The sequence below is a fragment of the Klebsiella sp. HMSC16C06 genome, assembly GCF_001808325.1.
Lineage (GTDB): Bacteria > Pseudomonadota > Gammaproteobacteria > Enterobacterales > Enterobacteriaceae > Klebsiella > Klebsiella variicola.
In genome coordinates this window covers 9,323-34,139 of record NZ_KV792989.1, presented here as the reverse complement: position 1 = coordinate 34,139, position 24,817 = coordinate 9,323, and the positions used below count along the sequence as shown (strand labels likewise).

The following is a 24,817-nucleotide window of genomic DNA, read 5'->3' as shown; positions in this document are numbered from 1 at the left end:
GAGACAGGAACTGACTATGAGCTCATATAGCCCTAACCCGACGGCTGCCGCCCAGCCTGCCGTCACCGTGCGCCGCTCCCGGCGGCGCATCGGCATCCTTGCGCTGTTGGCCATTGGTACCATGATCAACTACCTCGATCGCACCGTGCTGGGGATCGCCGCCCCAAAGCTCACCGGTGAGCTGGGGATCGACCCGGCGATCATGGGTATCCTTTTTTCCGCCTTTGCCTGGACCTATGCCCTGGCGCAGATCCCCGGCGGGCTGTTTCTTGACCGCTTTGGCAACAAAGTGACCTATTTTCTGTCGCTGACCCTGTGGTCGCTGTTTACCCTGTTCCACGGCATGGCGGTGGGGCTGAAAACACTGCTGCTGTGCCGCTTCGGGCTCGGCATTAGCGAAGCGCCGTGCTTTCCGGTCAACAGCCGGGTGGTCAGCGCCTGGTTCCCGCAGCATGAGCGGGCGAAAGCCACAGCGGTGTACACGGTAGGGGAATACCTCGGGCTGGCCTGCTTTGCGCCGCTGCTGTTCTGGATCATGGACGGCTTTGGCTGGCGGGTGCTGTTCGTCAGCGTCGGCGCGGTCGGTATTCTGTTTGCCCTGGTGTGGTGGCGCTGCTACCGCGAACCGCATGAAGATCCGCGCCTCAGCCAGCAGGAGCGCGAGCATATCGAAAACGGCGGCGGCCTGAGCGCCCCGACGGACCAGCAGGTGGCGTTCAGCTGGCCGCTGGTCCGCCAGCTGCTGAGCAAGCGGCAGATCATCGGCGCCAGCATCGGCCAGTTTGCCGGCAATACCGTGCTGGTGTTCTTTCTCACCTGGTTCCCGACCTGGCTGGCCACCGAGCGGCATATGCCCTGGCTGAAGGTCGGCTTCTTCTCCATCCTGCCGTTTGTCGCCGCCGCGGGCGGGGTGATGTTTGGCGGCTGGATCTCCGACAAACTGCTCAAGGCCACCGGGTCGGCCAACCTTGGCCGTAAGCTGCCGATCGTCGCCGGTCTGCTGATGGCCAGCTGCATTATCACCGCCAACTGGCTGCAGAGCGACCTGGCGGTGATCCTGGTGATGTCGTTTGCCTTTTTTGGTCAGGGAATGGTGGGGCTTGGCTGGACGCTGATCTCCGATATTGCCCCGAAGGGGCTGGGCGGCCTGACCGGCGGCCTGTTTAACTTCTGCGCCAACCTCGCGGGGATCCTCACCCCGCTGGTGATCGGCTTTATCGTTGCCGGGTTCGGCAATTTCTTCTACGCGTTGATCTACATCGGCGGCGCCGCGCTGCTGGGCGTGGTGGCCTATCTGTTTATCCTCGGCGACGTCAAACGTATCGAGTTATCGCAGTAAGCAAAGGAGCAAGGCATGGTGATTAGTGGAAATACGCGGCTGATAGCGCACCTTGGCTATCCGACCGCCAGTTTTAAGGCGCCGATGATCTATAACCCGTGGTTCGTCGACCAGCAGGTGGACGTAAAGGTGGTGCCGATGGGGGTCAGGCCGGAGGACTACGCCGCGTTTATTCCGCCGCTGTTTACGATGACCAACATCATCGGCGCGCTGGTGACGATGCCGCATAAAATCGCCACCTGCGATCTGGTCCAGCGCCTGAGCCCGACGGCGGCCATCGCTGGCGCCTGCAATGCCATCCGTCGCGAGGCCGACGGCAGCCTCTCCGGGGATATGTTCGATGGCGACGGCTTTGTGCTGGGCCTGCGTCGTAAAGGGTTTAATCCGCAGGGGACGCGGGCGCTGGTGGTCGGCAGCGGCGGGGTGGGATCGGCTATCGCCGCCTCTCTCGCCGCGGCGGGAGTCAGCGCCCTGACCCTGTACGATACCCGGCCCGAGGTGGCGCACGCCCTCGCCGGACGGCTGCATCAGCACTATCCGCAGCTCGATATCACCCTGATGCAGCACGATCCTGTCGGACACGAGCTGGTGGTCAATGCCACCCCGCTGGGGATGAAGGCCAGCGATCCGCTGCCGCTGGACGTTGACCGTCTGGCGCCAGGCACCTGGGTGGGGGAGGTCGTCATGACCCAGGAGTACACCCCGCTGCTGAGGGCCGCTCAGGCGCGACAGTGCCACATCCAGCGCGGGACCGACATGTTGTTTGAAATGATCCCCGCCTATCTGCGCTTTTTCGACCTGCCGGTAGCCACCCCTGAGCAGCTGCGCGCGCTGGCGGAAATTCGCTACTGACACGACGGCAAACCGGGTAATATAGCGTTATATTATCCGGTTTATAGCGACTATCTATGATGTCCACTCCTCTCACGCTGCTGGCGGCGGGAAGCCTGAGAAGCGCTTTCCTGCCGCTGGTGGCGCACTTTCAGCAGCACACTGGCCTGGCGGTCGATGCGCAGTTTGGCCCTGCCGGCTTGCTGCGCGAGCGGATCGAGGCCGGGGCGCCGTGCGCGGTTTTTGCGTCCGCCAATGCGGCGCACCCGCAGGCGCTGCTGCAGGCCGGTCTGGCGCAGGAATGCCAGGGATTTGCCGGCAACCAGCTGATGCTGACCGCCCGGCGGTCGCCGGACAACGATGGCCTGGACTGGCTGGCGCTGCTCAGCACGCCCCGCCTGCGGCTGGCGACCTCCACGCCGGGATGCGATCCGTCGGGAGATTATACCTGGCAACTGTTTGCCCGAATTGAGGCGCACTATCCTGGGTTGGGCAACGCGATAGCCGGGCGGGCGCAGCCGCGGGTCGGCGGTAGAGACTCACTGAGCGTGCCGCCGGGCGAGATAGCCGGCGCGTGGCTTATTCGCCAGAATCTGGCGGATCTGTTTATCGGCTACGCGCACTATGGCCCCGCGCTGGCCGCCTGCGACGATCTGCGTACCCTGACCATCCCGGCGCCGTGGAATATTCGCTGCGATTACCAGCTGGCGCGCCTCAGGGCGGATCCCGCCGCGCTGGCCCTGTATCGCTTTATCCTCGGCGACGTTGGCCAGAGGTATCTCCGGCAGGCGGGTTTTATGCCGTTCAGCGACGCAGAGTAAACCCCGGCGCCAGCAGAGGGGACGCGGACGCTGGATGGTAGATCAGACGTACCGGCAGGCCGTACGCTTGCCGGAGGTGCGTTTCGCTCAGCACGTCGGCGGTCTCGCCTGCCAGCCACTGGCCCTCCGGCAGAAGCAGCAGCGTATGGCTGGCCACCTGCAGCGCATGGTTTGGATCATGGGTGGTGAACAGGACGGTGCGTGCCTGGCGGTGAGCGAGGTCGCCGATCAGCTGCAATACCACCTGCTGGTTACCGAGGTCCAGCGCCGAGCAGGGCTCATCCAGCAGGATATTCTGGCTGGCGCTGACCAGCGCGCGGGCAATCAGCACCAGCTGCTGCTGGCCGCCGGAGAGGGCGCCGAAGTCATCCCCGGCCAGGGCGGCAATCCCCAGCTGCGCCAGCGCGTTCTCAACCCGCCGGGCATCCTCCTCGCCCGGCTGGGCAAAGAGATCCACATGACGGGCGCGGCCCATCAGCACCACATCGCTCACGCGCCAGCGAAAAGCGGGACGAAACGACTGCGGGACCAGGGCGACGCCCCCCTCGCACTGCACCTGGCCGCCCAGCGGCGGCAACACGCCGGTCAGGGTGTCCAGCAGGGTACTTTTTCCCCGGCCATTGGCGCCCAGCACCGCCCAGATCTCACCGGGCCGGCAGGTTAGCGTGAGCGGGGCGAAGAGCGGCTGACGGTGGCCGTAGCGTAGCGCTTCCAGCGATAATGAGCTGTTCATCGGGCGGTACTCCGGCGCCGGGATTGCACCAGTAAAAAGGTAAATAGCGGCGCCCCGAGCAGGGCAGTGATGATCCCGATCGGGATTTCCGCCTGGGTCAGCGTGCGCGCCAGATCGTCCACCACCAGCATCAGCGCGGCGCCAAGCCAGAAGGCGGTGGGCAGCAGGCGACGATGGTCAGCGCCCACCAGCAGACGGGCGAGGTGCGGGACCACCAGCCCCATCCAGGCGATGCTGCCGCTGACCGCCACCTGGGCTGCCACCAGCACTGCACAGCACACCAGCACGCCGCGACGCAGCGCGGCCACCGGAACGCCAAGACTGCGGGCATCGCGTTCCTCCAGCGCCAGCAGGTTGATACGCCAGCGCAGCTTCCACAGCACCCCGGCGGCTAGCGCCATGGGCAGGGACATAAGCAGAACCTTATGCCAGCTGGCGGTCGCGAAGCTGCCGAGCAGCCAGAAAACAATGTTCGGTAACGTCTCTTCGCTATCGGCGAGGTACTGCATCAGGCTGACCAGCGCGGCGAAGAAGCCGCTGAGAATGATCCCGGACAGAATCAGCCCCAGCGTGCTGTCCCGCCCCTGCAGGGCGGCGAGGGCGTAAATCAGCCCCAGCGCGATGAGGCCGAAGAAAAAGGTCGAGGCCATCATCAGCAGACCGCCGACGCCCAACAGGATCGCCAGCGTGCCGCCGAAGGCGGAGCCGGCGGTCACCCCGATGATGTGCGGGTCCACCAGCGGGTTCTGGAACACGCCCTGCAAGGTGGCGCCGCACAGCCCCAGCGCGCCCCCGGCCAGCAGAGCCATGACCACGCGCGGCAGGCGAACCGACCAGACGATCTGCCCGATCACCCCTTCACCTGGCGGCAAATGGACCAGGGTGTGGCCAACGGCGCGCAGGCTTAACGGGTACTGGCCGAAACAGAGCGAGGCGACCGCGATCGCCAGCGTCGCCAGCGCCAGGCTACCCTGCAACCGCCAGGGATGGTGGTTAGCGCGCATCTGGCGTCCACGCCACGCGGTAAAAACGCTGATAGTAATCCCTGGCTTTACTGTCCACATCGATGCTCTGGTAGCGCGAAGGATAGAGTTTTTTCGCCATCCATAGCTCGCCCAGCGCCAGGGCCTCCGGCATCGGGTAACCCCAGGCTTTGGCGTACTCCGGCATCAGCCACACGCGGTGGTGTTTCACCGCATCGATCGCCTGCCACTGCGGGTCGTTCTCTATCTGTTTGACCACCTGCGGATAACGGTCCTGGACGAAGATCACCTGCGGGTTCCACTCCAGCACCTGCTCCAGCGACACCTGACGGGCGCCTTTTACGCTGGCGGCCGCCACGTTCAGCGCCCCGGCGTGCGCCATCATCAGCCCGGTGTATTTACCGGCGCCGTAGGTATTCAGATCGGGGTTGGCCATATACACCCGCACCCGCTGGTTCGGCGGAATATCGGCCACCGGCGCATTGGCTTGTTTGCGCGCCGCAAAGGTGTAGTGAATCAGCGCCTCGGCCTCGGGCTGGCGCTCGACGACCTCGCCGATAAGGCGGATCCCCTCCACCAGCCCGGCGTTATAGGCCTGCTCTTCGTCTGCCATGGTGGGGTTCATTTTATTTTTTTCACCCGCGGCGTCCTGGCGCAGCGAGATGGCCACCACCGGGATCCCGGCCTGTTGGATCTGCGCGATCATCGCCGGCGGCGCATAGTTGGCGACAAAAACCACCTGCGGACGCAGCGCCAGCAGGCTTTCAATATTGACCTGGGTGAGATCGCCTGGGGTCGCCAGTTGCCCGATCTCAGGCATAAAGCGGGCGAACTGCGGCCCGAGCTGTTTCTGCCAGCTGCTTAAGACGCCGACGATATCCTCGGCGGCATGCAGTTGCACCAGCAGGTTGAGCGTCTGATGTTGCAGAACCACGACGCGGGTGATGTGGTCGGGGAGCGTGACCTGGCGACCCAGCTGGTCGGTGACGGTGCGGTCGGCGACGGACTGGCCGGTGAACAGGCTGGCGCTGAGCAGCGTCAGGCCCAGCAGTAAGGGGTGTTTTGACATGGTGTGGCCCGAATGGCGTGAAAAATTCGTTATGTATTAAATTATATAACGAAGCCGGGCGCAATGGGTGATCGCATTTACCCTCATCACGATCAAGGCATTTCGTACCACACTTCTTCCTCTTCCATGCGGGCCTCTATCTGCCTCGCCACCCTCTGCAGGGCGGAAAGATGCTTCTGCGCCGCCTGCTCAATGGTCATTGCGCTGGCGATATAGACCAGATTCAGGCAGCCGATAACCCGCTGCTGGCTGCTGACCGGCACGGCGATGGAGGCGATTTTCTCCTCCTGCCGCCAGCCGCGGAAGTTTTCGCCATAGCCGTTCTGGCGGGTGCGGGCGAGGATCGCCGCCAGCCGTTCCGGTTCGCGGGCCAGCTGATACTCAGCTTCCGGACGGGCGGCCAGCATGCTGACGATGGCGTCGCGCTCCGCGTCGGGGGCAAAGGCCAGCCACGTCAGCCCGGAGGCGGTGAGCAACAGCGGCAGCCGCCGTCCGACCATCGCGCGGTGAAACGACAGTCGGCTGAAGCGGTGGGTAGTCTCGCGCACCACCATGGCGTCGACGTCGAGGGTGGTGATGTCTGTCGGCCATTGCACCTCGCGCAGCAGCTCGCCGAGCAGCGGCGTGGCGAGGGCAGAAATCCAATGTTCGTCACGAAATCCATCGCTCAGCTGGCGGACGTTAATGGTCAACCGGAAGCTGTCATCGGAGCGGCTGCGGCGGACAAAACCCTCCTCCTGCAGCGTCTCCAGCAGCCGGCGCACGGTGGTGCGATGCAGGCCGCTAAACTCCGCCAGCAGGCCCGGCGTCGCGCCGCCGTCGAATTTATTTAACAATTTTAATAACAATAAACCCCGGCTTAACCCACGCACCGTTTTGTACTCAGTGGACCCATCGTCACGCATAAATCCTTCCTTAAAATGCTTTATAAACAGTGTTGTGCACCTGGTGCACATTCGGCGATGTTTTGATTGTAGCCGAAAACCCCCGCCCTATACTCAGCCCATTATAAAAATACGTTTACACATGATTAACAAATTGCCTGTCAGCCGGGCAGTTTCCGAGTCGTGAGGTCGCTGAAAATGACAACATCTACACCCGATATTCAACCCGCCGTGCAGCATACCGCTCAGGTCGCCATCGCCGGCGCCGGTCCGGTTGGCCTGATGATGGCCAACTACCTTGGCCAGATGGGCATCAGCGTGCTGCTGGTGGAAAAGCTCGACACACTGATCGATTACCCACGTGCCATCGGCATTGACGATGAATCCCTGCGGGCGATGCAGGCGGTAGGGCTGGTGAACGACGTGCTGCCGCACACCACGCCGTGGCACGCCATGCGCTTTCTGACCCCGAAGGGGCGCTGCTTTGCTGATATCCAACCGATGACCGATGAGTTTGGCTGGTCGCGGCGCAACGCCTTCATTCAGCCGCAGGTCGATGCGGTGATGTATAACGGCCTGCAGCGTTTCCCGCAGGTCCGCTGCCTCTTCTCCCGCGAAGTAGAAGCCTTTAGCCAGAACGGTGACGGTGTCACGTTAAATCTTAAAGGACCGGACGGCGAGCGGGAGACGGTGCGCGCGGACTGGCTGGTGGCCTGCGACGGCGGCGCCAGCTTTATTCGTCGTACGCTGAACGTCCCCTTCGAAGGCAAGACCGCGCCGAATCAGTGGATCGTCATCGATATCGCTAACGACCCGCTGGCCACCCCGCACGTTTACCTGTGCTGCGACCCGGTGCGACCCTACGTTTCCGCCGCGCTGCCCCATGGCGTGCGCCGCTTTGAATTTATGGTGATGCCCGGAGAAACCGAAGCCCAGCTCAGCGAGCCGCACAATATGCGTCGTCTGCTGAGCAAAGTGCTGCCGGACCCGGACCGCGTCGAGCTGATCCGCCAGCGGGTCTACACCCATAATGCCCGCCTTGCCGAGCGCTTTCGCATTGACCGGGTGCTGCTGGCCGGCGACGCGGCGCACATCATGCCGGTCTGGCAGGGGCAGGGATACAACAGCGGCATGCGCGACGCCTTCAACCTGGCGTGGAAGCTGGCGCTGGTGGTCAACGGTAAAGCGGGAGAGGCGCTGCTCGACAGCTATCAGCAGGAGCGCCGCGACCACGCGAAAGCGATGATTGATCTGTCGGTCACCGCCGGCCACGTGCTGGCGCCGCCGAAGCGCTGGCAGGGGGCCGTGCGCGACGGTCTCTCCTGGCTGCTGAACTACCTGCCGCCGGTGAAGCGCTACTTCCTCGAAATGCGCTTTAAGCCGATGCCGCAGTACCGCGAGGGGGCGCTGCTGATCGACGCCGCCGGCAAGACCTCGCCGGTGGGCAAAATGTTTATTCAACCGCAGGTGACGCTGGAGAGCGGCGAGAGCGTGCTGCTCGACGACGTCATCGGCGCGAATTTCGCCATTATCGGCTGGGGCTGCAACCCGCAGTGGGGGCTCGACGCCGGGCAGATCGCTCGCTGGCGCGCGATTGGCGTGCGCTTTATCCAGGTGGTGCCGGCGGTGCAGATCCATCGCGAGCAGGATAACGCCCCCGGCACGCTGCGGGTAGGCGATACGCAAAATCGCCTGAAGAGCTGGTTTGCTCAGCATAACACCGCCATCGCCGTGGTCAGACCGGACCGCTTTGTCGCCGCTCTCGCCATCCCGCAGACCCTCGGCGCACAGCTGACCGCCCTGGCGGAAAAAATGACCCTCGCAACCGGGGATACCGCCCGCACTGAAGAGAAGGTGGCCTGATATGGATGCCTATTTGCACTGTCTCTCCCACACTCCGCTGGTGGGATTCGTGGACCCGGAGCAGGCGGTCCTTGATGAAGTGAACGGGGTGATTGCTGACGCCCGGCGGCGGATCTCCGCTTTCGAGCCCGAGCTGGTGGTGCTCTTCGCTCCCGATCACTACAACGGTTTTTTCTATGACGTGATGCCGCCGTTCTGCCTCGGCGTCGGCGCCACCGCCATCGGCGACTTCGCCAGCGCCGCCGGCGACCTGCCAGTGCCGACCGAGCTGGCGGAAGCCTGCGCCCACGCCGTGATCAACAGCGGTATCGACCTGGCGGTGTCGTACAACATGCAGGTGGACCATGGCTTCGCCCAGCCGCTGGAGTTTCTGCTGGGTGGCCTGGACCGTGTGCCGGTGCTGCCGGTGTTTATTAACGGCGTCGCCGCGCCGCTGCCGGGTTTTCAACGTACCCGGCTGCTGGGCGAGGCGATGGGCCGCTTTCTCAATACCCTCAATAAGCGGGTGCTGATCCTCGGCTCGGGCGGACTCTCGCACCAGCCGCCGGTGCCGGAGCTGGCGAAAGCCGACGCCCATCTGCGTGACCGTCTGCTTGGCAGTGGCAAACAGCTGCCGCCGGACGAACGCGAACTGCGCCAGCAGCGGGTGATCAACGCCGCCAGGCGGTTTACCGAAGATCCGCACTCGCTCCATCCCCTCAACCCGGTCTGGGACAACCGCTTTATGAGCCTGCTGGAGCAGGGGCGGCTGGCGGAGCTGGATGCGATCGGCAACGACGAGCTGTCGACGATGGCCGGGAAATCGACGCACGAAATTAAGACCTGGGTGGCCGCTTTTGCCGCGCTATCCGCTTTTGGCCGCTGGCGCAGTGAGGGCCGCTATTACCGGCCGATCCCCGAGTGGATCGCCGGGTTCGGCTCGCTGAGCGCCACCACCGAGATTTGATTAACCGGGAGACTAACATGAGCTATCAACCGCAAACCGAAGCCGCCACCAGCCGATTCCTCAATGTCGACGAGGGGGGCCGCACGCTGCGCATCCATATCAATGACTGCGGCGACGGGAAAGAGACTGTGGTCATGCTGCACGGATCCGGGCCGGGGGCCACCGGCTGGGCCAACTTCAGCCGTAACATTGACCCGCTGGTCGAGGCGGGCTATCGCGTGCTGCTCCTCGACTGTCCGGGGTGGGGCAAAAGCGATGCTATCGTCAACAGCGGCTCGCGTTCGGACCTCAACGCCCGGATTCTGAAAAGCGTGGTCGATCAGCTGGGGATCGATAAAGTCCATCTGCTGGGCAACTCGATGGGCGGCCATAGCGCGGTGGCCTTCACTCTGAGCTGGCCGGAGCGGGTGGCGAAGCTGGTGCTGATGGGCGGGGGGACCGGCGGCATGAGCCTGTTTACGCCGATGCCGACGGAGGGCATCAAGCTGCTGAACGCCCTGTACCGCGAGCCGACCATAGAAAACCTGAAGAAGATGATGAGCATCTTCGTCTTCGACACCCGCGACCTCACCGAGGCGCTGTTCGAGGCGCGTCTCAACAATATGCTGTCGCGCCGCGACCATCTGGACAACTTCGTCAAGAGCCTCGAAGCCAACCCGAAGCAGTTTCCTGACTTTGGCCCGCGGCTGGGCGAAATCAGCGCGCCAACCCTGATCGTCTGGGGACGCAACGACCGCTTCGTGCCGATGGACGCCGGGCTGCGCCTGCTCGCTGGGATCGCCGGTTCGGAACTGCATATTTACCGCGACTGCGGCCACTGGGCGCAGTGGGAACATGCCGACAGTTTTAATCAGCTGGTGCTCAATTTCCTCGCACGGGCTTAAGGAGTAAATGATGACTTTTTCTCTTGACGCGCTGGCCCGGCAGCTGCGCGACGCGGAACAGACCGGCCAGGCGATCGCCCCGCTGCGCGATATCCTCGGCGTCGACAATGCCGACGCCGCCTATGCCATCCAGCGTCTGAACGTCCAGCACCACGTGGCCCATGGCCGGCGGGTAGTGGGCCGCAAGGTGGGCCTGACCCATCCCAAAGTGCAGCAGCAGCTGGGGGTCAACCAGCCGGATTTCGGCACTCTGTTTGCCGACATGTGCTACGGCGACAACGCCGAGGTGCCGTTTGGCCGCGTGCTGCAGCCCAAAGTGGAAGCCGAGATCGCCCTGGTGTTGAAGCAGGATCTGCCGCATGCCGATACCACCTTTGATGAGCTGTATAACGCCATCGAATGGGTGCTGCCGGCGCTGGAGGTGGTGGGCAGCCGCATTCGCGACTGGTCAATCGGCTTTGTCGACACCGTCGCCGATAACGCCTCCTGCGGCCTGTACGTCATTGGCGGCCCAGCGCAGCGCCCGGCAGGACTGGATCTGAAGCAGTGCGCCATGCACATGACCCGCAACCAGGAGCTGGTCTCCAGCGGTCGCGGCAGCGAGTGTCTGGGACATCCGCTGAACGCCGCAGTCTGGCTGGCGCGCAAGCTGGCGAGTCTCGGCGAACCGCTGCGGGCGGGGGATATCGTGCTGACCGGGGCGTTAGGCCCGATGGTGGCGATTAACGAGGGGGACAGCTTTGTCGCCCATATCGAAGGTATTGGCTCAGTTGCGGCACGCTTCGTCGTCGCCGGAGAAGGACATCGTGATGCGTAAACGTAAAGTCGCCATTATCGGCTCCGGGAATATCGGCACCGATTTAATGATTAAAATCCTGCGCCACGGCCAGCATCTGGAGATGACGGTGATGGTCGGCATCGACCCGCAGTCGGATGGCCTGGCCCGCGCCCGGCGCATGGGCGTCGCGACCACCCACGAAGGGGTGGGCGGCCTGATGCAGATGGCGGAATTTGCCGACATCGATTTTGTTTTTGACGCCACCAGCGCCGGGGCGCACATCAAAAACGATGCCGCGCTGCGCGAAGCGAAGCCGGGGATCCGCGTCATCGACCTGACGCCGGCGGCGATTGGCCCGTACTGCGTACCGGTGGTCAACCTCGCGGCCAATCTCCATCAGGGCAACGTCAATATGGTGACCTGCGGCGGGCAGGCGACCATCCCAATGGTCGCCGCGGTCTCGCGAGTGGCGAAGGTGCATTACGCGGAGATCGTGGCCTCGATCGCCAGCCAATCCGCCGGACCGGGCACGCGGGCCAATATTGACGAATTTACCGAAACCACCTCGCAGGCGATTGAAAAAGTCGGCGGCGCGGGCAAGGGCAAAGCGATTATTGTACTGAACCCGGCGGAGCCGCCGCTGATGATGCGCGATACCGTCTACGTCCTGAGCGAGCTGGCGTCGCAGGAGGCGATTGCCGCCTCGATCGCCGAAATGGCGGCGGCAGTGCAGGCTTACGTCCCAGGCTACCGGCTGAAGCAGCAGGTGCAGTTTGAGGTTATCCCCGAGGATAAGCCGGTCAACCTGCCCGGCGTCGGCTGTTTTTCCGGCCTGAAAACCGCGGTTTACCTCGAAGTGGAAGGGGCGGCGCACTATCTGCCAGCGTACGCGGGCAACCTCGATATTATGACCTCGGCGGCGCTGGCGACGGCGGAGCAAATGGCCGGGGCAATGCACAGCGCGGCGGGAGCGACAGCATGAACGGTAAAAAACTTTATATCTCGGACGTGACGCTGCGCGATGGCATGCACGCCATTCGTCACCAGTATTCCCTGGCGCAGGTGCAGCAGATCGCCGGCGCGCTGGATAAGGCTGGGGTCGACTCCATCGAAGTGGCCCATGGCGATGGCCTGCAGGGATCCAGCTTCAACTACGGCTTTGGCGCTCACAGCGACATCGCCTGGATTGAAGCGGCGGCGGCGGCGGTCAGCCAGGCGAAAATCGCCACCTTACTGCTGCCGGGCATCGGCACGCTGCACGATCTGAAAGCGGCGTATCAGGCCGGGGCGCGGGTGGTGCGGGTCGCCACCCACTGCAGCGAAGCGGACGTCGCGGCGCAGCATATTGCCTATGCCCGCGAGCTGGGAATGGACACCGTCGGTTTTCTGATGATGAGCCATATGATCTCCCCGCAGGCACTGGCGCAGCAGGCGCTGAAGATGGAATCTTATGGCGCGACCTGTATCTATGTGGTGGATTCCGGCGGGGCGATGAACATGAACGACATTCGCGACCGCTTCCGTGCCCTGAAGGCGGTACTGAAGCCGGAGACCGCCACCGGGATGCATGCCCACCATAACCTGAGCCTCGGGGTGGCGAACTCTATCGCCGCGGTGGAAGAGGGGTGCGATCGCATTGACGCCAGCCTGGCCGGGATGGGCGCGGGGGCGGGCAATGCGCCGCTGGAGGTGTTTATTGCCGCCGCCGACAAGCTCGGCTGGCAGCATGGCACTGATCTCTACGCCCTGATGAACGCGGCCGATGAGCTGGTGCGGCCGCTGCAGGACCGCCCGGTGCGTGTCGACCGCGAAACGCTGGCGCTGGGCTACGCCGGGGTCTACTCCAGCTTCCTGCGCCACAGCGAAGTGGCGGCCGAGCGCTATGGCCTCAGCGCGGTGGATATTCTCGTCGAGCTGGGCAAGCGGCGGATGGTCGGCGGTCAGGAGGATATGATCGTCGACGTCGCACTGGATCTGCTTAACCGCAATAAATAACGAAAAACGTGCGGCTGACAAAGCATCAGCCGCCAGTCACCTGCTCCGTTTGTTCGGCTATCGCCAAGGTACCCTATGACCAAGATAACGACTGCAAACCCCTCGCGCCTGGTGGTTACCATCGGGCTCTGTTTTATGGTGGCCCTGATGGAAGGGCTGGATCTGCAGGCGGCGGGGATCGCCGCCGTCGGCATGGCGCAGGCCTTTGCGCTGGATAAAATGCAGATGGGCTGGATCTTCAGCGCCGGGATCCTCGGCCTGTTGCCCGGCGCGCTGATGGGCGGCATGCTGGCGGACCGCCACGGGCGCAAGCGCATTCTGCTGGGGTCGGTGCTGCTGTTTGGCCTGTTCTCGCTGGCCACCGCGGTGGCATGGAGCTTCCCGACGCTGCTGCTGGCGCGCCTGCTCACCGGCGTCGGGCTCGGGGCGGCATTGCCGAACCTGATTGCCTTAACCTCGGAAGCCGCTGGCTCACGCTTCCGCGGCCGGGCGGTAAGCCTGATGTACTGCGGCGTGCCCATTGGCGCCGCGCTGGCGGCAGCGCTGGGCTTTTCCGGTCTCGCCGCGGCCTGGCAGACTATTTTCTGGATTGGCGGCGTGGTCCCGTTACTGCTGATCCCGCTGCTGATGCGCTGGCTACCGGAGTCACAGGCGTTTCAGCGCGCGGAGGCCAGCGTGCCGCTGCGCACCCTGTTTGCCCCGGGGCATGCCGCCGCCACCCTACTGTTGTGGCTGGGTTATTTTTTCACCTTGCTGGTGGTCTATATGCTGATCAACTGGCTGCCGATGCTGCTGGTGGGCCAGGGATTCCGCGCCAGCCAGGCGGCGGGGGTGATGTTCTCTCTACAGATCGGCGCCGCCTGCGGCACGCTGCTGCTGGGAGCGCTAATGGATAAGCTCACCCCGCTGCGGATGTCGCTCCTGATCTACAGCGGGATTCTGGCTTCCCTGCTGGCGCTGGGCAGCGCGTCATCGCTGAACGGAATGCTGCTGGCGGGGTTTGTCGCCGGGCTGTTTGCCACCGGTGGCCAGAGCGTACTCTATGCCCTGGCGCCGCTTTTTTACCCCGCAGCGATCCGCGCCACCGGGGTCGGCACCGCCGTGGCGGTGGGCCGTCTCGGGGCGATGAGCGGCCCGCTGCTGGCCGGCAAGATGCTGGCCCTCGGCACCGGCACCGTCGGGGTGATGGCGGCCTCGGCGCCCGGCATTGTGCTGGCCGGCGTGGCGGTGTTCTGGCTGATGCATCGCCAGCAGCGCGCGGCCATGGTCTGAAACGCATCCGGCGGTCTGGCAAAAAAATGCCGGGCCGCCGCCTTGCCTGTCCGCGTCACCTGGCCTATGGTAAGACATCATTCCCTGACGCTTATCGTCCCTATGGCTTACACCTCCCGTTTGCTCAATGCTATCCCTGGCATCCGCCACGCTTTTCTCGATGTCCACGAAACCGCCGCCTTTCCCTATGCCGAGCTGGCTCCGGTGAAGCTGGTGCATGGTAATGAGGTTCATCATTATCAGCAGCCGCTGCCGACGCGCCCGCACGCCGACGCGGTGTTTACCGCGGTGGCCGGGCAAAAGGTGGGGGTGGTGACCGCCGACTGTCTGCCGATGCTGATCGCCTCGCGCGACGGTCGCTTCGTCTGCAGCGTGCATGCCGGCTGGCAGGGGCTGGTCAGCGGCATTGTCGACAACAGTCTGGCCTGTTTTCGCCAGCAGGGGGTGGCATTGGCCGATCTGGTCATCGCCGTGGGGCCGCATATTCACCCTTGCTGTTACGAAGTCTCCGCCGGATTTTATCAGCAACTGCTGGACCAGCCCGGCGGTGATCGGGTGGCCCGCCATCGCCAGCGGCTGTTTCATTCCCGTTCGGGCCCGGTCAGCGATCCGCTCAAAGCCGCCGCACGCGGCAGCGATAATCTGTGGTTTGATCTGCGCGCCTTTGCCGAAGCGATCTTCGCAGAGGCGGGAGTGTCGCCGGCGAGCGTTGAATGGCTGGGGAGTTGCACCTACTGCACCCCGCAGTCGCTGGGCTCCTACCGACGCCGGACCCATTTTCCGGCGCCGAAGAGCTTTCAGTATTCGTGGATCCTGCGCGAGGCCTGAGGCGCGCTCGCGCTAGAGCACCCGAAAACCGTGGGTGCCGTCGCGGGCCAGCTGATCCACCAGGCCATACTCCCACTCCAGATAGGCCTGCATGGCCTCGGCGGAATTATCGGTTCCTTCGTACGGACGACGATAGCGGTCACGGCGCTCGACGGCGAGGCCGCTATCGCCATGCGCCAGCGGCAGACCGGCGGCGATCCACGCCAGCGTCCCGCCGGTAAGCAGCTGCACCGGTTTACCGGTCAAGGCCGCCACCTCCGGCACCGCGTAGCGGGCCAGCAGACTGCTGCCGCAGGTCACCACGTATCGCTGTGCGGGAGGGATCACATCCAGGGCCTGGCGCAGCTGCGAGCGCGTTAGCCACCACGCGCCGGGGATATGGCGAGCGACAAAGTTGGCGCTGGTGGTAAAATCGAGCACCACCGTACCGGGTTCGTCCAGCTGTTGCGCCAGCTGCGCCGGGCTTATCTCCTCCGCCTGCGGGCCGGGCGGCACCTCGGCGGCCGGCACCCCGCGTTCGCTCAACTGGCTGGCCGACAGCGCGCTCAGCCGCGCCGTCTCCCAGCCCATCTGCGCCAGCCACGAGCCGGTTATCGCCGCCCGGATGCCATCGTCATCCAGCAGCACAATTCGCGCCCCTCGTACGCTGGCGAAGTGATCGGTCTCCTGCAGCAGCTGGCCGCCTGGCGCGCTCAGGCTGCCGGGATAGTGACCCGCCGCGTACTCCTCGGGGCTGCGGACATCAAACAGGAAGGTAGTGCGGTCGCTCTGCTGCAGCCAGCGTTGCAGCGTGGCCTCATCGATGACCGCCACCCCGGCCCGTTCGGCAAGATGCGCCACCTCAGCGGCCCGGACGCCGGAGGCGCGGGCGGAGGGATCGTATTGCCGCTGCTGCTGGTGCGCCAGCGTCTGGCCGGCCAGCGTCCAGCCGATAGTGCCATTGCGCAGGGCATGGACCGGGTTTGGCACGCCGGCGTTGATCAGCGACTGGGTGCCGATGATGCTGCGGGTGCGTCCGGCGCAGTTGACGATAACCGGCGTCTGCGGGGAGGGCGTCAGGCTCTCCACCCGCAGGGCCAGCTCGCCGCCGGGCACGCTGATGCTGCCGGGGATGCTCATGGTCTGGTACTCATCGAAGCGCCGGGCGTCGACGATCACCACCTCCTGCCGGCTGTCGATGAGCGCCTGAACCTCCTGGGCGCTGAGCGACGGCGTGTGACGCACGCTTTCCACCAGTTCACCAAAGGCTTTGCTGGCGGAGTTGACATCCTGAAACAGCTCGCCGCCGCTGCGGCGCCAGCCGGCGAGCCCCTCTGTCAGCAGGGCCACATCCTGATAGCCCCAGGCCCGTAGCCGTTCGACGGCGATCTCCGCCAGACCTTCGCCGTTGTCGTAGACGGTGAGCGGGGTGGTGAAGCGCGGTATCCGCCGGCGGACCTCCAGCTCCAGTTTGCTGAGCGGCAGATTGACGGCAAACAGCGGATGAGCGGTGGCGAAATCGGCCTCTTCACGGACGTCGATCAGCGCCAGTTCACGACGGTCGAGCAGCGCCTGGCGTATCCCGGCGGCCTGGCGATAAGCGTAGGTGGGCATAGTGGTTATCCTTGATTTTCGCGGGACAAATCCCAGATATTGGGTAAATGGCGGTTAGAGTAGCCGGAGATAAACGGTTTCTGCTGCCCTTCCGGGGTATACACGGCGCGCTTCACCGCGCCGATATTGCCGCCGTAGATGTGAATGCTGATGGAGACGCGATCCGCCAGCGCATTGCTGACGCGATGAATATCGCCATCGTCAGCGGAGACTTTCTCCACCTGGCCTGCTTCCAGAAGCGTGGCGGCGCCCAGCGCGCGCGGGATGCCATCGGCATCCAGCTGGTAGCGCTGGTTTTCCTCCGCGCCGCGCAGCATACCAATGGCCCCCCACACCCGGTGGTCATGGATCGGCGTCGCTTGCCCCGGTCCCCAGACGAAGCTGACAATCGAGAAGCGCTCCCCGGAGTCGGCATGCAGCAGATACTGCTGGTAATGGTGCGGATGCGGCAGGGTGTACTCTTCCGGCAGCCAGTCGTCGTAACGCACCAGCGCCGCCAGCCGCTGCGCCACGGCGTCAAGCAGCGGGGCGGTCTGGTGGTGCTCACGGTGCAGGCGGTCTACCTCATGAATGAAATGGCGTAATTTTTCCAGTCGTGGTGCAGTCATGTGCGGTTCCTGTGAGAGGGACTGGTCAAAACGCTAACAGAGGCGTTAATATTATTTAAATGCAATTTACGCATATATTAATATGCAAATTTCACATAAGGATCCTATGCGCATTGACGATATCGACGCTTTGCTGGCCACGGTGCAGTTTTCGTCCCTCAATCAGGCCGCGGAATATCTGGGGATCACCCAGTCGGCCATCACCCGGCGTCTTCAGCGTCTGGAACAGGAGCTGAACGTGACGCTGTTGGAGCGCCAGACCCGCCCGCTGACCCTGACCGCCGCCGGACACCGGGTGTACGAGCAGTGTCTGAGCATTAAGCGTGAGACGAAAAAACTCTACAGCCTGTTGGATCCGCAAGGCGAGCCGCGCGGCGCGCTGCGTCTCGGCGTGCCGCAGAGTCTCAGCGAGATTGCCCTGCCGGCGGCGCTGTCGGCGCTGAGCCAGCAGTTTCCCGGACTGTCGCCGCAGATCACCTGCGGCTGGAGCGGACAGCTGCAGCGCCGGCTGGAAAACGGCGAGCTGGACGGCATGCTGGCGATGGGGCCCGCCCAGCAAAGCTTCGCCGAGGGCTACAGCGGACGGCTGCTGTGTCCCCTGGAGGTGGTGCCGATCGTCGGCCGGCGTTTGAATTTGCGCGCGTCATCCCTGCGGGAGTGCGCCGAACAGGGCTGGATCCTTAACCCCGACGGCTGTGGCCTGCGCGCCGGGCTTATTCGCCAGCTGCAGAGTCAGGGATTGCGGTTGAAGCTCAATGTCGAAAGCGCGGGCGCGCAGCTGCAGATAGCGCTGGTGGCGCAGGGACAGGGGCTGGGTCTGGTGCCGCGGGCGGCGCTGGCCAGCAGCCCGTGGCGGGACGAGATCGCGGTCCTCAATCTCAGCGATTTTCAGCCTGCGGTCTCACTGTGGCTGATCCACGCCCAGTATCTGGCAAACCTGCAGCCGCCGCTGACCTTTTTCGCCAGCAAAGTGGTGCAGCAGCTGACAGTATCCGACTGAAAGCACTATGCATTTTTGTTTAATGCTAATTAAGCATATTAAGATATGATAAAAATGCATTTTGCTCATTAACACACTCTGTATAGGGTAATGACCAGCGCCGCTGTCGCGGCCACTCCATTACCCTGACGCAAGGAGTTGTTCATGAGCATTCAGTTTCTCGGCATGATTGGCCACCGCCTCTCTTCCGAAACGATTGCCCCGGTGGGGCCGATCTTTGACCGCGACTATATCGTTCGCTTTGCGCAAACCCATGAAGCCGCCGGGTTTGATCGTCTGCTGGTCGGCCACTGGTCCGATCAACCCGACGGCTTTCTGGTGACGGCCCTGGCCGGGCTGTCGACGCAGAAAATCCATTACCTGCTGGCCCATCGCCCCGGTTTTGTTTCGCCAACCCTCGCCGCGCGCAAATTCGCCACCCTTGAGCACCTGTTGGGGGGCCGGCTGGCGGTCCATATCATCAGCGGCGGCAACGATGCCGAGCAGCGCCGGGATGGCGATTATCTCGACCACGACCAGCGCTACGCCCGCACCGACGCCTTCCTCGACACCGTGCGCCAGGTGTGGACCAGCGAGCAGCCGGTGGATATTCACAACGATTTTTATCAGGCCGAGCAGGCCTGGTCCGCCATTCGCCCGCTGCAAAAACCGCATCTTCCGATCTACTTCGGCGGCTCGTCGGAAGCGGCAATCGCCGTCGCCGGCAAACATGCCGACGTCTTCGCTCTGTGGGGCGAGTCGCTGGCGCAAACCGGAGAGACCATCCAGCGCGTGCGCGCCGAAGCGGCGAAACACCAGCGTGATATCGGCTTCAGCGTCTCGTTCCGGCCGATTATCGCCGACAGCGAAGCCGAAGCCTGGGAGAAAGCCGAGCATATCCTGCACGTCGCCACCGAGCAGGCGGCACAGCGCGGAGGGGGTTTCAAAGCCAAACCGGACAGCATCGGCGCCCAGCGGCTGCGGGCCACCGCGGCGCAGGGCAGGGTGGTGGACAAACGTCTGTGGACCGGCATCGCCCAACTGGTGGGCGGCGGACATAACTCCACCGCCCTGGTGGGCACCCCGGAGCAGGTGGCGGATGCGCTGCTCGATTACTACGACCTCGGCGTGCGTAACTTCCTGATCCGCGGCTTCGATCCGCTGAACGACGCGGCCGACTATGGCCGGGCGCTGCTGCCGATCGCCCGGGAAAAAGCTGCCCGGCGTGCGGTGGCGGAGCGCGCATCGTGATCCATCCTGAGCGCGACGACTGGGCCCGGCAGCTGACGGCGCTCCGCCAGCAGATGGCGGAGCAGGCGGCCAGCCTTGATGCCAGCGGCGACTTTCCCCAGCGTAATATCGACCATCTGCGCGCGGGGGGCTGGTTAAGTCTCGCCGTGCCGTCATCCTGCGGCGGCGCGGGCGCCACTCTGGCCCAGCTGCAGCAGGTCATCGCCGCCATCGCCTGGGGAGAGCCGGCGACAGCGCTGATTGTCTGCATGCAGTATCTGCACCATTTGCGGCTGGCGGAAAATGACGCCTGGCACGCGCCGCTGCGCCAGCAGGTTTTTCACGATGCTGTCGAACACGGTGGCCTGATCAACAGCCTGCGCGTCGAGCCGGAGCTGGGCTCCCCGGCACGGGGCGGCCTGCCGGACACCGTGGCGACCCGTCGCGCGGAGGGCTGGGACATCAGCGGCCATAAAATTTATACCACCGGCATTGAAGGGCTGCGCTGGCTGGCGGTGTGGGCCAGAAGCGATGATAACCCGCCGCTGGTGGGCACCTGGCTGGTGGCTGGCGACAGCCCGGGCATCAGCGTGGTGAAAAGCTGGGATCACGCCGGGATGCGGGCCACCGGCAGCCATGAAGTTATTTTTAACCACGTGCGGGTGGCGGCAGAGCACGCGGTGGATGTCTGGCCGGCCGATGCGCCACCCGCCGCCCAGGCCGAACCGTTTCGCCTGTTCGCCAACCGGCAGACGGCGCTGCTGGCGGCGATCTATGACAGCATTGCCCACGCCGCTCACGACTGGCTGGTGAGGTGGCTGGCGGGACGGGTACCCGCCGGTCTCGGCCATCCGCTCTCTCGTCTGCCACGGGTGCAGGAGAAAGTCGGGCAGATCGCCGGGCTGCTGCTGGTCAACCGCAGCCTGCTGGAGCAGGCCGCCGCGCTGCGCTTTTCCGCTATCGAGGCCAATCTGGCGAAAGTCACCATCACCGACAACGCCATTCAGGCGGTGAATATTGCGCTCGAGCTGACCGGCAATCATGGCCTGAGCCGACAGAACCCGCTGGAACGCCACTACCGCAACGTGCTCTGCGGACGGGTACATACCCCACAGAGCGACAGCGCCTGGCTGGCAGCCGGCAACTTCGTCTTTCAATCACAAGGATAATCACGATGCGTCTATCATTTTCAGGCCGGGTGGCGGCAGCGCTGATGCTGCTGGCGCTGGGCGGCTACGCGACAGCGCAGGAGCGGATCACCCTGCGTATCGCCGATCAAAAAGGCGGCATGCGTTCGCAGCTGGAGGCGGCCAACGCCCTGCAAAATCTCCCTTACGACATTAAGTGGGCCGAGTTCCCGGCCGCCGCGCCGCTGGCGGAAGCCCTCAACGCGGGCGCTGTGGACGCGGGGATTATCGGCGATGCGCCGTTGCTGTTTGCTCTGGCCAACGGTGCGCCGGTCAAGGCCATTGCCGTGGATAAAAGCAACCCGGCGGGGACCGCGGTGCTCGTTTCCCCCGGCAGCACGTTAAAAAGCGGCGCCGATTTAAAAGGCAAACGCATCGCCACCGGTAAAGGGTCGATTGGTCATTTCGTGGCGCTGAAAGCGCTGGAGCAGGCGGGGATTTCACCGAAGGAGGTGCAGTGGGTGTTCCTCGGCCCGGTGGACGCCAAAGTGGCGCTGCTTAACGGTTCGGTGGACGCCTGGGCGACCTGGGAGCCCTACACCACCCAGATGGTGAAGACCAACGAGGGGCAGATTCTGGTGAGCGGCAAAGGGCTGCTGCCGGGGAATACCTTCCTCGCGGCAACGGATTCCGCGCTGAACGATCCGCAAAAACGCGCCGCGCTGCAGGATTATCTCCAGCGCCTGGCCGGCGCCGAACGCTGGGCCTACGCCAATCTCGACAGCTACGGCAAAACGCTGGGGGAGATCATCCGCTTCCCGGCGGAGATCGCCCGCGCGCAATTTGCCAACCGCCAGTCGCAGTGGCAGCCGCTGGCAGAGGAAACGGTGACCCAGCAGCAGGCAACGGCGGACTTTTATCTCGCCAACGGCCTGATCCGCACCCGGCTGGACGTGAAGCCGACCTTTGACCCCAGCTTTAGCGTGCCCGCCGCCGAGGTGACACCATGACCAGAAACACTTTTTCCCGCCGCCGTTTTTTACAGCTCAGCGGCGGCCTGGCGCTGGTCGGGGTCTCTCTGCCGCTGTGGGCTCACGATATGGCGAACATGGCCAGCGGCGATGCCCATCCGGCGCTGCGCCTGCCAGAGCCCTACAAGATCAAGCTGGCGATCAATAAAAGCGCGGTATGCCTCGCGCCGGTCGCCGTCGCCGAGCAGCAGAAGATTTTCAGTAAATATAACCTCGACGTTGAGTTTGTTAACTTCGGCAACTCCACCGATGTGCTGCTGGAGGCGATCGCCACCGGTAAGGCCGACGCCGGGGTGGGGATGGCGCTGCGCTGGCTGAAGGCGCTGGAGCAGGGCTTTGACGTCAAGCTCACCGCCGGAACCCACGGCGGCTGTCTGAACCTGCTGACGGCCAAAGACTCGCCGTTCGGCGGCCTCGAGAGCCTGAAGGGACAAACCATCGGCGTCACCGACATGGCCGGGCCGGATAAAAACTTCTTCGCCATTCTGCTTAAGCGCCACGGTATCGACCCGATCAGCGACGTGCAGTGGAAAGTCTACCCGGCGGATCTGCTCAGCGTGGCGCTGGACAAGCGCGAGATCGCCGCCATCAGCGGCAGCGAGCCATTCAGCTATCGTCTGCTGGAGACCGGCAAGTATCAGCTGATCGCCAGCAATATGACCGGGGATTATGCCAACCTCAGCTGCTGCGTGCTGGGGGTGAGCGGGAGCCTGGCGCGGGACCATAAACCGGCCGCCGCCGCGCTCACCCAGGCGATCCTTGAGGCGCACAGCTATGCCGCTGCGCATCCGGAAAGCGTGGCGCAATCCTTCCTCGCCCATGCCCTGAACACCAGTGAAGCGGAGGTGAGCGGCATCCTGCACGGGCAGGGCCACGGCCATCATGCGGTGGGCGAAGCATTCGTGAAAGAGCTGACGCAGTACGCGGTCGACCTGCAGCGGGTGCAGGTGATCAAGCCGGGTACCGATCCCCATCAGTTCGCGGAGAGTATCTATGCCAACGTATTCGCCTGAGCAGGCTCTGGCGCGCTCCACCGGCCGCGCGCCGCTGTGGGGAGAAGGGCTGCTGGCCGCCGCGCTGTGGCTGCTGGGCGGTCTGTTTACCCTGGCCTGGCCCGATGCCGGGCGGCGCTGGCCGTTTAGCGAAGGGTGGGCGCTGGCGCAATTCACCCTCGGCGGTGGATTACTGCTGCTGGCGCTGAGCTATCGCTACTGGCGAGCGCGCGGCGCGCGTGTGCGGCATGCCGGCAAGTGGCTGGCGCTGTTGCCGGTGCTGTTTGCTGTCTGGGAAGGGCTGACCGCCAAGAGTGCCGTGCTGCCTGTACCGTTTTTCGCGCCGCCGCAGGCGCTGATCGAAGTACTGCACGACGACTGGCCGCGCCTGCTCGACAGCCTGCTGCACTCGCTGGGGCTGCTGGGGCTCGGCGTGCTGCTGGGCACCAGCAGCGGGTTCATCACCGGTCTGGCCATCGGCTGGTCGCAACGGATTGGCTACTGGGTGCATCCGGTGTTACGTCTGCTGGGCCCGGTGCCGTCCACCGCGCTGCTGCCGCTGTGCCTGTTTATTTTTCCCTCGAGCTTTGGCGCCAGCGTGTTTTTGATCGCGCTGAGCACCTGGTTCCCGGTCACGGTGCTGACCTGGTCCGGAGTGATGGGCATTGATAAGGCGTGGTACGACGTGGCGCGGACCCTCGGCGCCAGCCAGCGTTTCCTGATCCTGCGGGTGGCGATCCCCGCCGCGCTGCCGAACGTCTTTGTCGGCCTGTTTATGGGGCTCGGCGCGTCGTTTTCGGTGCTGATTGTCGCCGAAATGGTCGGGGTGAAGTCAGGGATCGGCTTTTACCTCCAGTGGGCCCAGGGCTGGGCGGCCTATCCGAATATGTACGCCGCGCTGCTGGTGATGGCGTTGTTATGCTCCGGCCTGATAAGCGGATTATTTATGCTGCGTGACCGGCTGCTGAGCTGGCAGCGAGGAGGAATGCAATGGTAACAGCGACGCCAGATTCGCCGGCGATAGCGCGCGGCGCGGCGGTATCCATCAGCCATCTTCATCATGCGTTTACACTTGGCAAACAGACGGTACCGGTGCTGGAGAATATCAGTCTGCAGCTGCGCCCGGGGGAAAGCGTGGCGCTGCTGGGCCCTTCCGGCTGCGGTAAATCAACCCTGCTGCGGCTGCTGGCGGGGCTGGAAGCGCCGCAGAGCGGACAGATGCAGATCGACGGCGCGGCGCCCGGCGCCCCGGGGCCGGAGCGGATCCTTGTGTTTCAGGATCCGACGCTCTACCCATGGCTGACGGTACGGCAGAACGTGCTGCTGGGCCCGCAGGCACAGGGCAAAAAGGGGCTGGAGGCGAAGGCCGACGCGCTGATTGACCGCATCGGGCTGCAGGCCTTCAGCGAGGCGTGGCCGCGGCAGCTGTCCGGGGGGATGGCGCAGCGTGCGGCGCTGGCGCGCGCCTTATTGAACGAACCGCGCCTGCTGCTGCTCGACGAGCCGTTGGGTAAGCTGGATTCCCTGACTCGCATCAGCATGCAGCGGGAGCTGATCGCCCTCTGGCAGCAGCAGGGGTATACCAGCCTGCTGGTGACCCACGATATCGAAGAGGCGCTGCTGCTGTGCGAGCGGGTACTGGTGATGTCGCCGCGTCCAGGGCGGATTATCGCCGAGTTCGCGCTGCCGCTGGATTTTCCTCGTCATCGCGATAACCCGCAGCTGCTGCAGCATCGTCAGGATATATTGCGCATCCTCGGCCAGGAGGAGGACTGGTAAGCTGAACGCATTGCCCGGTGGCGGCTGCGACAAAGGTCACGGAAAGGTAGGCCGGTGCAAGCGCAGCGCCGCCCGGCAATGAACATCCGGCGCCAGGCGCCACATTTTTGCCCGGTGGCGGCTGCGCCTTACCGGGCCTACGAACTCGACAGGAAGGGGAAGGACTGCAGGTCATGCAGTTGCAGGCCGGTGCATGCGCAGCGCTGCCCGGTTATGGGCATCCGGCGCCAGGCGCCACATTTTTGCCCGGTG

Annotated in this window: 23 protein-coding genes and 1 pseudogene; 18 read left to right on the top strand and 6 right to left on the bottom strand. The window is 64.3% G+C overall.

Translation table 11 applies throughout. From position 1 onward, the window contains the following. Nucleotides 1–16: 16 nt before the first annotated feature. The 3 genes from HMPREF3142_RS06745 to HMPREF3142_RS06735 are packed head-to-tail and all read left to right on the top strand — an operon-like array spanning nt 17 to nt 2,991. On the top strand, nt 17–1,339 hold the full coding sequence (locus HMPREF3142_RS06745) for an MFS transporter (RefSeq protein ID WP_012541401.1): 1,323 nt from the start codon (nt 17–19) through the stop codon (nt 1,337–1,339). A 15-nt stretch (nt 1,340–1,354) separates the two neighbouring features. Then, nucleotides 1,355–2,191: a shikimate dehydrogenase family protein gene (locus HMPREF3142_RS06740; protein ID WP_008804475.1), complete on the top strand. Its 837-nt coding sequence runs from the start codon at nt 1,355–1,357 to the stop codon at nt 2,189–2,191. A 56-nt stretch (nt 2,192–2,247) separates the two neighbouring features. Then, nucleotides 2,248–2,991, top strand: coding sequence for a substrate-binding domain-containing protein (locus tag HMPREF3142_RS06735; RefSeq protein WP_023340342.1), 744 nt, complete (start codon nt 2,248–2,250; stop codon nt 2,989–2,991). Here HMPREF3142_RS06735 and HMPREF3142_RS06730 read toward each other — a convergent pair. The 4 genes from HMPREF3142_RS06730 to HMPREF3142_RS06715 all read right to left on the bottom strand — a co-directional run bounded on the left by HMPREF3142_RS06730 (nt 2,975) and on the right by HMPREF3142_RS06715 (nt 6,681). Continuing rightward, on the bottom strand, nt 2,975–3,724 hold the full coding sequence (locus HMPREF3142_RS06730; protein ID WP_038422714.1) for an ABC transporter ATP-binding protein: 750 nt from the start codon (nt 3,722–3,724) through the stop codon (nt 2,975–2,977). The two genes, HMPREF3142_RS06735 and HMPREF3142_RS06730, sit on opposite strands and share 17 nt — an antisense overlap. Next, nucleotides 3,721–4,728 (bottom strand): FecCD family ABC transporter permease, encoded by a 1,008-nt coding sequence (locus tag HMPREF3142_RS06725; protein ID WP_016161290.1) that lies wholly within the window; start codon nt 4,726–4,728, stop codon nt 3,721–3,723. Before HMPREF3142_RS06725 ends, HMPREF3142_RS06730 begins: the two co-directional genes overlap by 4 nt. Beyond that, the gene (locus HMPREF3142_RS06720) at nt 4,718–5,776 is read right to left on the bottom strand and encodes an ABC transporter substrate-binding protein (RefSeq protein WP_032735874.1); all 1,059 of its coding nucleotides are present in this window, start codon (nt 5,774–5,776) and stop codon (nt 4,718–4,720) included. Before HMPREF3142_RS06720 ends, HMPREF3142_RS06725 begins: the two co-directional genes overlap by 11 nt. A 92-nt stretch (nt 5,777–5,868) precedes the next feature. Then, nucleotides 5,869–6,681, bottom strand: coding sequence for a DNA-binding transcriptional regulator (locus HMPREF3142_RS06715; RefSeq protein ID WP_064176250.1), 813 nt, complete (start codon nt 6,679–6,681; stop codon nt 5,869–5,871). Nucleotides 6,682–6,858: 177 nt separating this feature from the next. Between HMPREF3142_RS06715 and HMPREF3142_RS06710 the strand changes: the two genes are divergently transcribed. From HMPREF3142_RS06710 to HMPREF3142_RS06675, 8 genes are all read left to right on the top strand, one after another. Then, nucleotides 6,859–8,523: a bifunctional 3-(3-hydroxy-phenyl)propionate/3-hydroxycinnamic acid hydroxylase gene (locus HMPREF3142_RS06710; protein WP_032735870.1), complete on the top strand. Its 1,665-nt coding sequence runs from the start codon at nt 6,859–6,861 to the stop codon at nt 8,521–8,523. A 1-nt stretch (nt 8,524) separates the two neighbouring features. Next, nucleotides 8,525–9,469: a 2,3-dihydroxyphenylpropionate/2,3-dihydroxicinnamic acid 1,2-dioxygenase gene (gene mhpB, locus HMPREF3142_RS06705; protein WP_064176251.1), complete on the top strand. Its 945-nt coding sequence runs from the start codon at nt 8,525–8,527 to the stop codon at nt 9,467–9,469. Between the two features lie 17 nt (nt 9,470–9,486). Further along, on the top strand, nt 9,487–10,353 hold the full coding sequence (gene mhpC, locus HMPREF3142_RS06700; RefSeq protein ID WP_004151837.1) for a 2-hydroxy-6-oxonona-2,4-dienedioate hydrolase: 867 nt from the start codon (nt 9,487–9,489) through the stop codon (nt 10,351–10,353). A gap of 10 nt (nt 10,354–10,363) precedes the next feature. Further along, on the top strand, nt 10,364–11,170 hold the full coding sequence (mhpD, locus tag HMPREF3142_RS06695; protein WP_070611883.1) for a 2-keto-4-pentenoate hydratase: 807 nt from the start codon (nt 10,364–10,366) through the stop codon (nt 11,168–11,170). Beyond that, nucleotides 11,163–12,113 carry an acetaldehyde dehydrogenase gene (gene mhpF, locus HMPREF3142_RS06690; RefSeq protein ID WP_039103795.1) on the top strand — a complete coding sequence of 317 codons (951 nt, stop codon included), beginning with the start codon at nt 11,163–11,165 and terminating at the stop codon, nt 12,111–12,113. Before mhpD ends, mhpF begins: the two co-directional genes overlap by 8 nt. Further along, on the top strand, nt 12,110–13,126 hold the full coding sequence (gene mhpE / locus HMPREF3142_RS06685; protein ID WP_070611882.1) for a 4-hydroxy-2-oxovalerate aldolase: 1,017 nt from the start codon (nt 12,110–12,112) through the stop codon (nt 13,124–13,126). The genes mhpF and mhpE overlap by 4 nt, the downstream gene beginning before the upstream one ends. Nucleotides 13,127–13,201: 75 nt before the next feature. Next, a complete protein-coding gene (mhpT, locus tag HMPREF3142_RS06680; RefSeq protein WP_070611878.1) occupies nt 13,202–14,398 on the top strand; it encodes a 3-(3-hydroxy-phenyl)propionate transporter MhpT in 1,197 nt (398 codons plus the stop codon). 102 nt (nt 14,399–14,500) lie between these two features. Continuing rightward, entirely contained in the window at nt 14,501–15,226 is a 726-nt protein-coding gene (locus tag HMPREF3142_RS06675; RefSeq protein WP_023297809.1) for a purine nucleoside phosphorylase YfiH/LACC1 family protein, read from the top strand. A 12-nt stretch (nt 15,227–15,238) separates the two neighbouring features. Here HMPREF3142_RS06675 and HMPREF3142_RS06670 read toward each other — a convergent pair whose 3' ends face one another. Further along, nucleotides 15,239–16,819, bottom strand: coding sequence for a rhodanese homology domain-containing protein (locus tag HMPREF3142_RS06670; protein WP_032730630.1), 1,581 nt, complete (start codon nt 16,817–16,819; stop codon nt 15,239–15,241). A 5-nt stretch (nt 16,820–16,824) separates the two neighbouring features. Then, nucleotides 16,825–17,427 carry a cysteine dioxygenase family protein gene (locus tag HMPREF3142_RS06665; RefSeq protein ID WP_016161279.1) on the bottom strand — a complete coding sequence of 201 codons (603 nt, stop codon included), beginning with the start codon at nt 17,425–17,427 and terminating at the stop codon, nt 16,825–16,827. 106 nt (nt 17,428–17,533) lie between these two features. Here HMPREF3142_RS06665 and HMPREF3142_RS06660 point away from each other — a divergent pair, with 106 nt between their 5' ends. From HMPREF3142_RS06660 to HMPREF3142_RS06630, 7 genes and pseudogenes are all read left to right on the top strand, one after another. Further along, nucleotides 17,534–18,427: a LysR family transcriptional regulator gene (locus tag HMPREF3142_RS06660; RefSeq protein ID WP_038431397.1), complete on the top strand. Its 894-nt coding sequence runs from the start codon at nt 17,534–17,536 to the stop codon at nt 18,425–18,427. 144 nt (nt 18,428–18,571) lie between these two features. Beyond that, nucleotides 18,572–19,667: pseudogene (locus HMPREF3142_RS06655) on the top strand (LLM class flavin-dependent oxidoreductase). After that, nucleotides 19,654–20,805, top strand: coding sequence for an acyl-CoA dehydrogenase family protein (locus HMPREF3142_RS06650; RefSeq protein WP_070611876.1), 1,152 nt, complete (start codon nt 19,654–19,656; stop codon nt 20,803–20,805). Before HMPREF3142_RS06655 ends, HMPREF3142_RS06650 begins: the two are co-directional and overlap by 14 nt. Before the next feature lie 5 nt (nt 20,806–20,810). After that, the gene (locus HMPREF3142_RS06645; RefSeq protein ID WP_008804495.1) at nt 20,811–21,773 is read left to right on the top strand and encodes an ABC transporter substrate-binding protein; all 963 of its coding nucleotides are present in this window, start codon (nt 20,811–20,813) and stop codon (nt 21,771–21,773) included. Beyond that, nucleotides 21,770–22,807 (top strand): ABC transporter substrate-binding protein, encoded by a 1,038-nt coding sequence (locus HMPREF3142_RS06640; protein ID WP_070611874.1) that lies wholly within the window; start codon nt 21,770–21,772, stop codon nt 22,805–22,807. Before HMPREF3142_RS06645 ends, HMPREF3142_RS06640 begins: the two co-directional genes overlap by 4 nt. Then, nucleotides 22,788–23,783: an ABC transporter permease gene (locus HMPREF3142_RS06635; protein WP_032730625.1), complete on the top strand. Its 996-nt coding sequence runs from the start codon at nt 22,788–22,790 to the stop codon at nt 23,781–23,783. The genes HMPREF3142_RS06640 and HMPREF3142_RS06635 overlap by 20 nt, the downstream gene beginning before the upstream one ends. Continuing rightward, nucleotides 23,777–24,565 carry an ABC transporter ATP-binding protein gene (locus HMPREF3142_RS06630; RefSeq protein WP_012541422.1) on the top strand — a complete coding sequence of 263 codons (789 nt, stop codon included), beginning with the start codon at nt 23,777–23,779 and terminating at the stop codon, nt 24,563–24,565. The genes HMPREF3142_RS06635 and HMPREF3142_RS06630 overlap by 7 nt, the downstream gene beginning before the upstream one ends. Nucleotides 24,566–24,817 lie beyond the last annotated feature (252 nt).

Bases quoted from the DNA above. Each gene is read 5' to 3' on its own strand.
- HMPREF3142_RS06745 (WP_012541401.1), top strand. From the start codon at position 17: ATGAGCTCATATAGCCCTAACCCGACGGCTGCCGCCCAGCCTGCCGTC.
- HMPREF3142_RS06740 (WP_008804475.1), top strand. From the start codon at position 1,355: ATGGTGATTAGTGGAAATACGCGGCTGATAGCGCACCTTGGCTATCCG.
- HMPREF3142_RS06735 (WP_023340342.1), top strand. From the start codon at position 2,248: ATGATGTCCACTCCTCTCACGCTGCTGGCGGCGGGAAGCCTGAGAAGC.
- HMPREF3142_RS06730 (WP_038422714.1), bottom strand. From the start codon at position 3,724: ATGAACAGCTCATTATCGCTGGAAGCGCTACGCTACGGCCACCGTCAG.
- HMPREF3142_RS06725 (WP_016161290.1), bottom strand. From the start codon at position 4,728: ATGCGCGCTAACCACCATCCCTGGCGGTTGCAGGGTAGCCTGGCGCTG.
- HMPREF3142_RS06720 (WP_032735874.1), bottom strand. From the start codon at position 5,776: ATGTCAAAACACCCCTTACTGCTGGGCCTGACGCTGCTCAGCGCCAGC.
- HMPREF3142_RS06715 (WP_064176250.1), bottom strand. From the start codon at position 6,681: ATGCGTGACGATGGGTCCACTGAGTACAAAACGGTGCGTGGGTTAAGC.
- HMPREF3142_RS06710 (WP_032735870.1), top strand. From the start codon at position 6,859: ATGACAACATCTACACCCGATATTCAACCCGCCGTGCAGCATACCGCT.
- mhpB (WP_064176251.1), top strand. From the start codon at position 8,525: ATGGATGCCTATTTGCACTGTCTCTCCCACACTCCGCTGGTGGGATTC.
- mhpC (WP_004151837.1), top strand. From the start codon at position 9,487: ATGAGCTATCAACCGCAAACCGAAGCCGCCACCAGCCGATTCCTCAAT.
- mhpD (WP_070611883.1), top strand. From the start codon at position 10,364: ATGACTTTTTCTCTTGACGCGCTGGCCCGGCAGCTGCGCGACGCGGAA.
- mhpF (WP_039103795.1), top strand. From the start codon at position 11,163: ATGCGTAAACGTAAAGTCGCCATTATCGGCTCCGGGAATATCGGCACC.
- mhpE (WP_070611882.1), top strand. From the start codon at position 12,110: ATGAACGGTAAAAAACTTTATATCTCGGACGTGACGCTGCGCGATGGC.
- mhpT (WP_070611878.1), top strand. From the start codon at position 13,202: ATGACCAAGATAACGACTGCAAACCCCTCGCGCCTGGTGGTTACCATC.
- HMPREF3142_RS06675 (WP_023297809.1), top strand. From the start codon at position 14,501: ATGGCTTACACCTCCCGTTTGCTCAATGCTATCCCTGGCATCCGCCAC.
- HMPREF3142_RS06670 (WP_032730630.1), bottom strand. From the start codon at position 16,819: ATGCCCACCTACGCTTATCGCCAGGCCGCCGGGATACGCCAGGCGCTG.
- HMPREF3142_RS06665 (WP_016161279.1), bottom strand. From the start codon at position 17,427: ATGACTGCACCACGACTGGAAAAATTACGCCATTTCATTCATGAGGTA.
- HMPREF3142_RS06660 (WP_038431397.1), top strand. From the start codon at position 17,534: ATGCGCATTGACGATATCGACGCTTTGCTGGCCACGGTGCAGTTTTCG.
- HMPREF3142_RS06645 (WP_008804495.1), top strand. From the start codon at position 20,811: ATGCGTCTATCATTTTCAGGCCGGGTGGCGGCAGCGCTGATGCTGCTG.
- HMPREF3142_RS06640 (WP_070611874.1), top strand. From the start codon at position 21,770: ATGACCAGAAACACTTTTTCCCGCCGCCGTTTTTTACAGCTCAGCGGC.
- HMPREF3142_RS06635 (WP_032730625.1), top strand. From the start codon at position 22,788: ATGCCAACGTATTCGCCTGAGCAGGCTCTGGCGCGCTCCACCGGCCGC.
- HMPREF3142_RS06630 (WP_012541422.1), top strand. From the start codon at position 23,777: ATGGTAACAGCGACGCCAGATTCGCCGGCGATAGCGCGCGGCGCGGCG.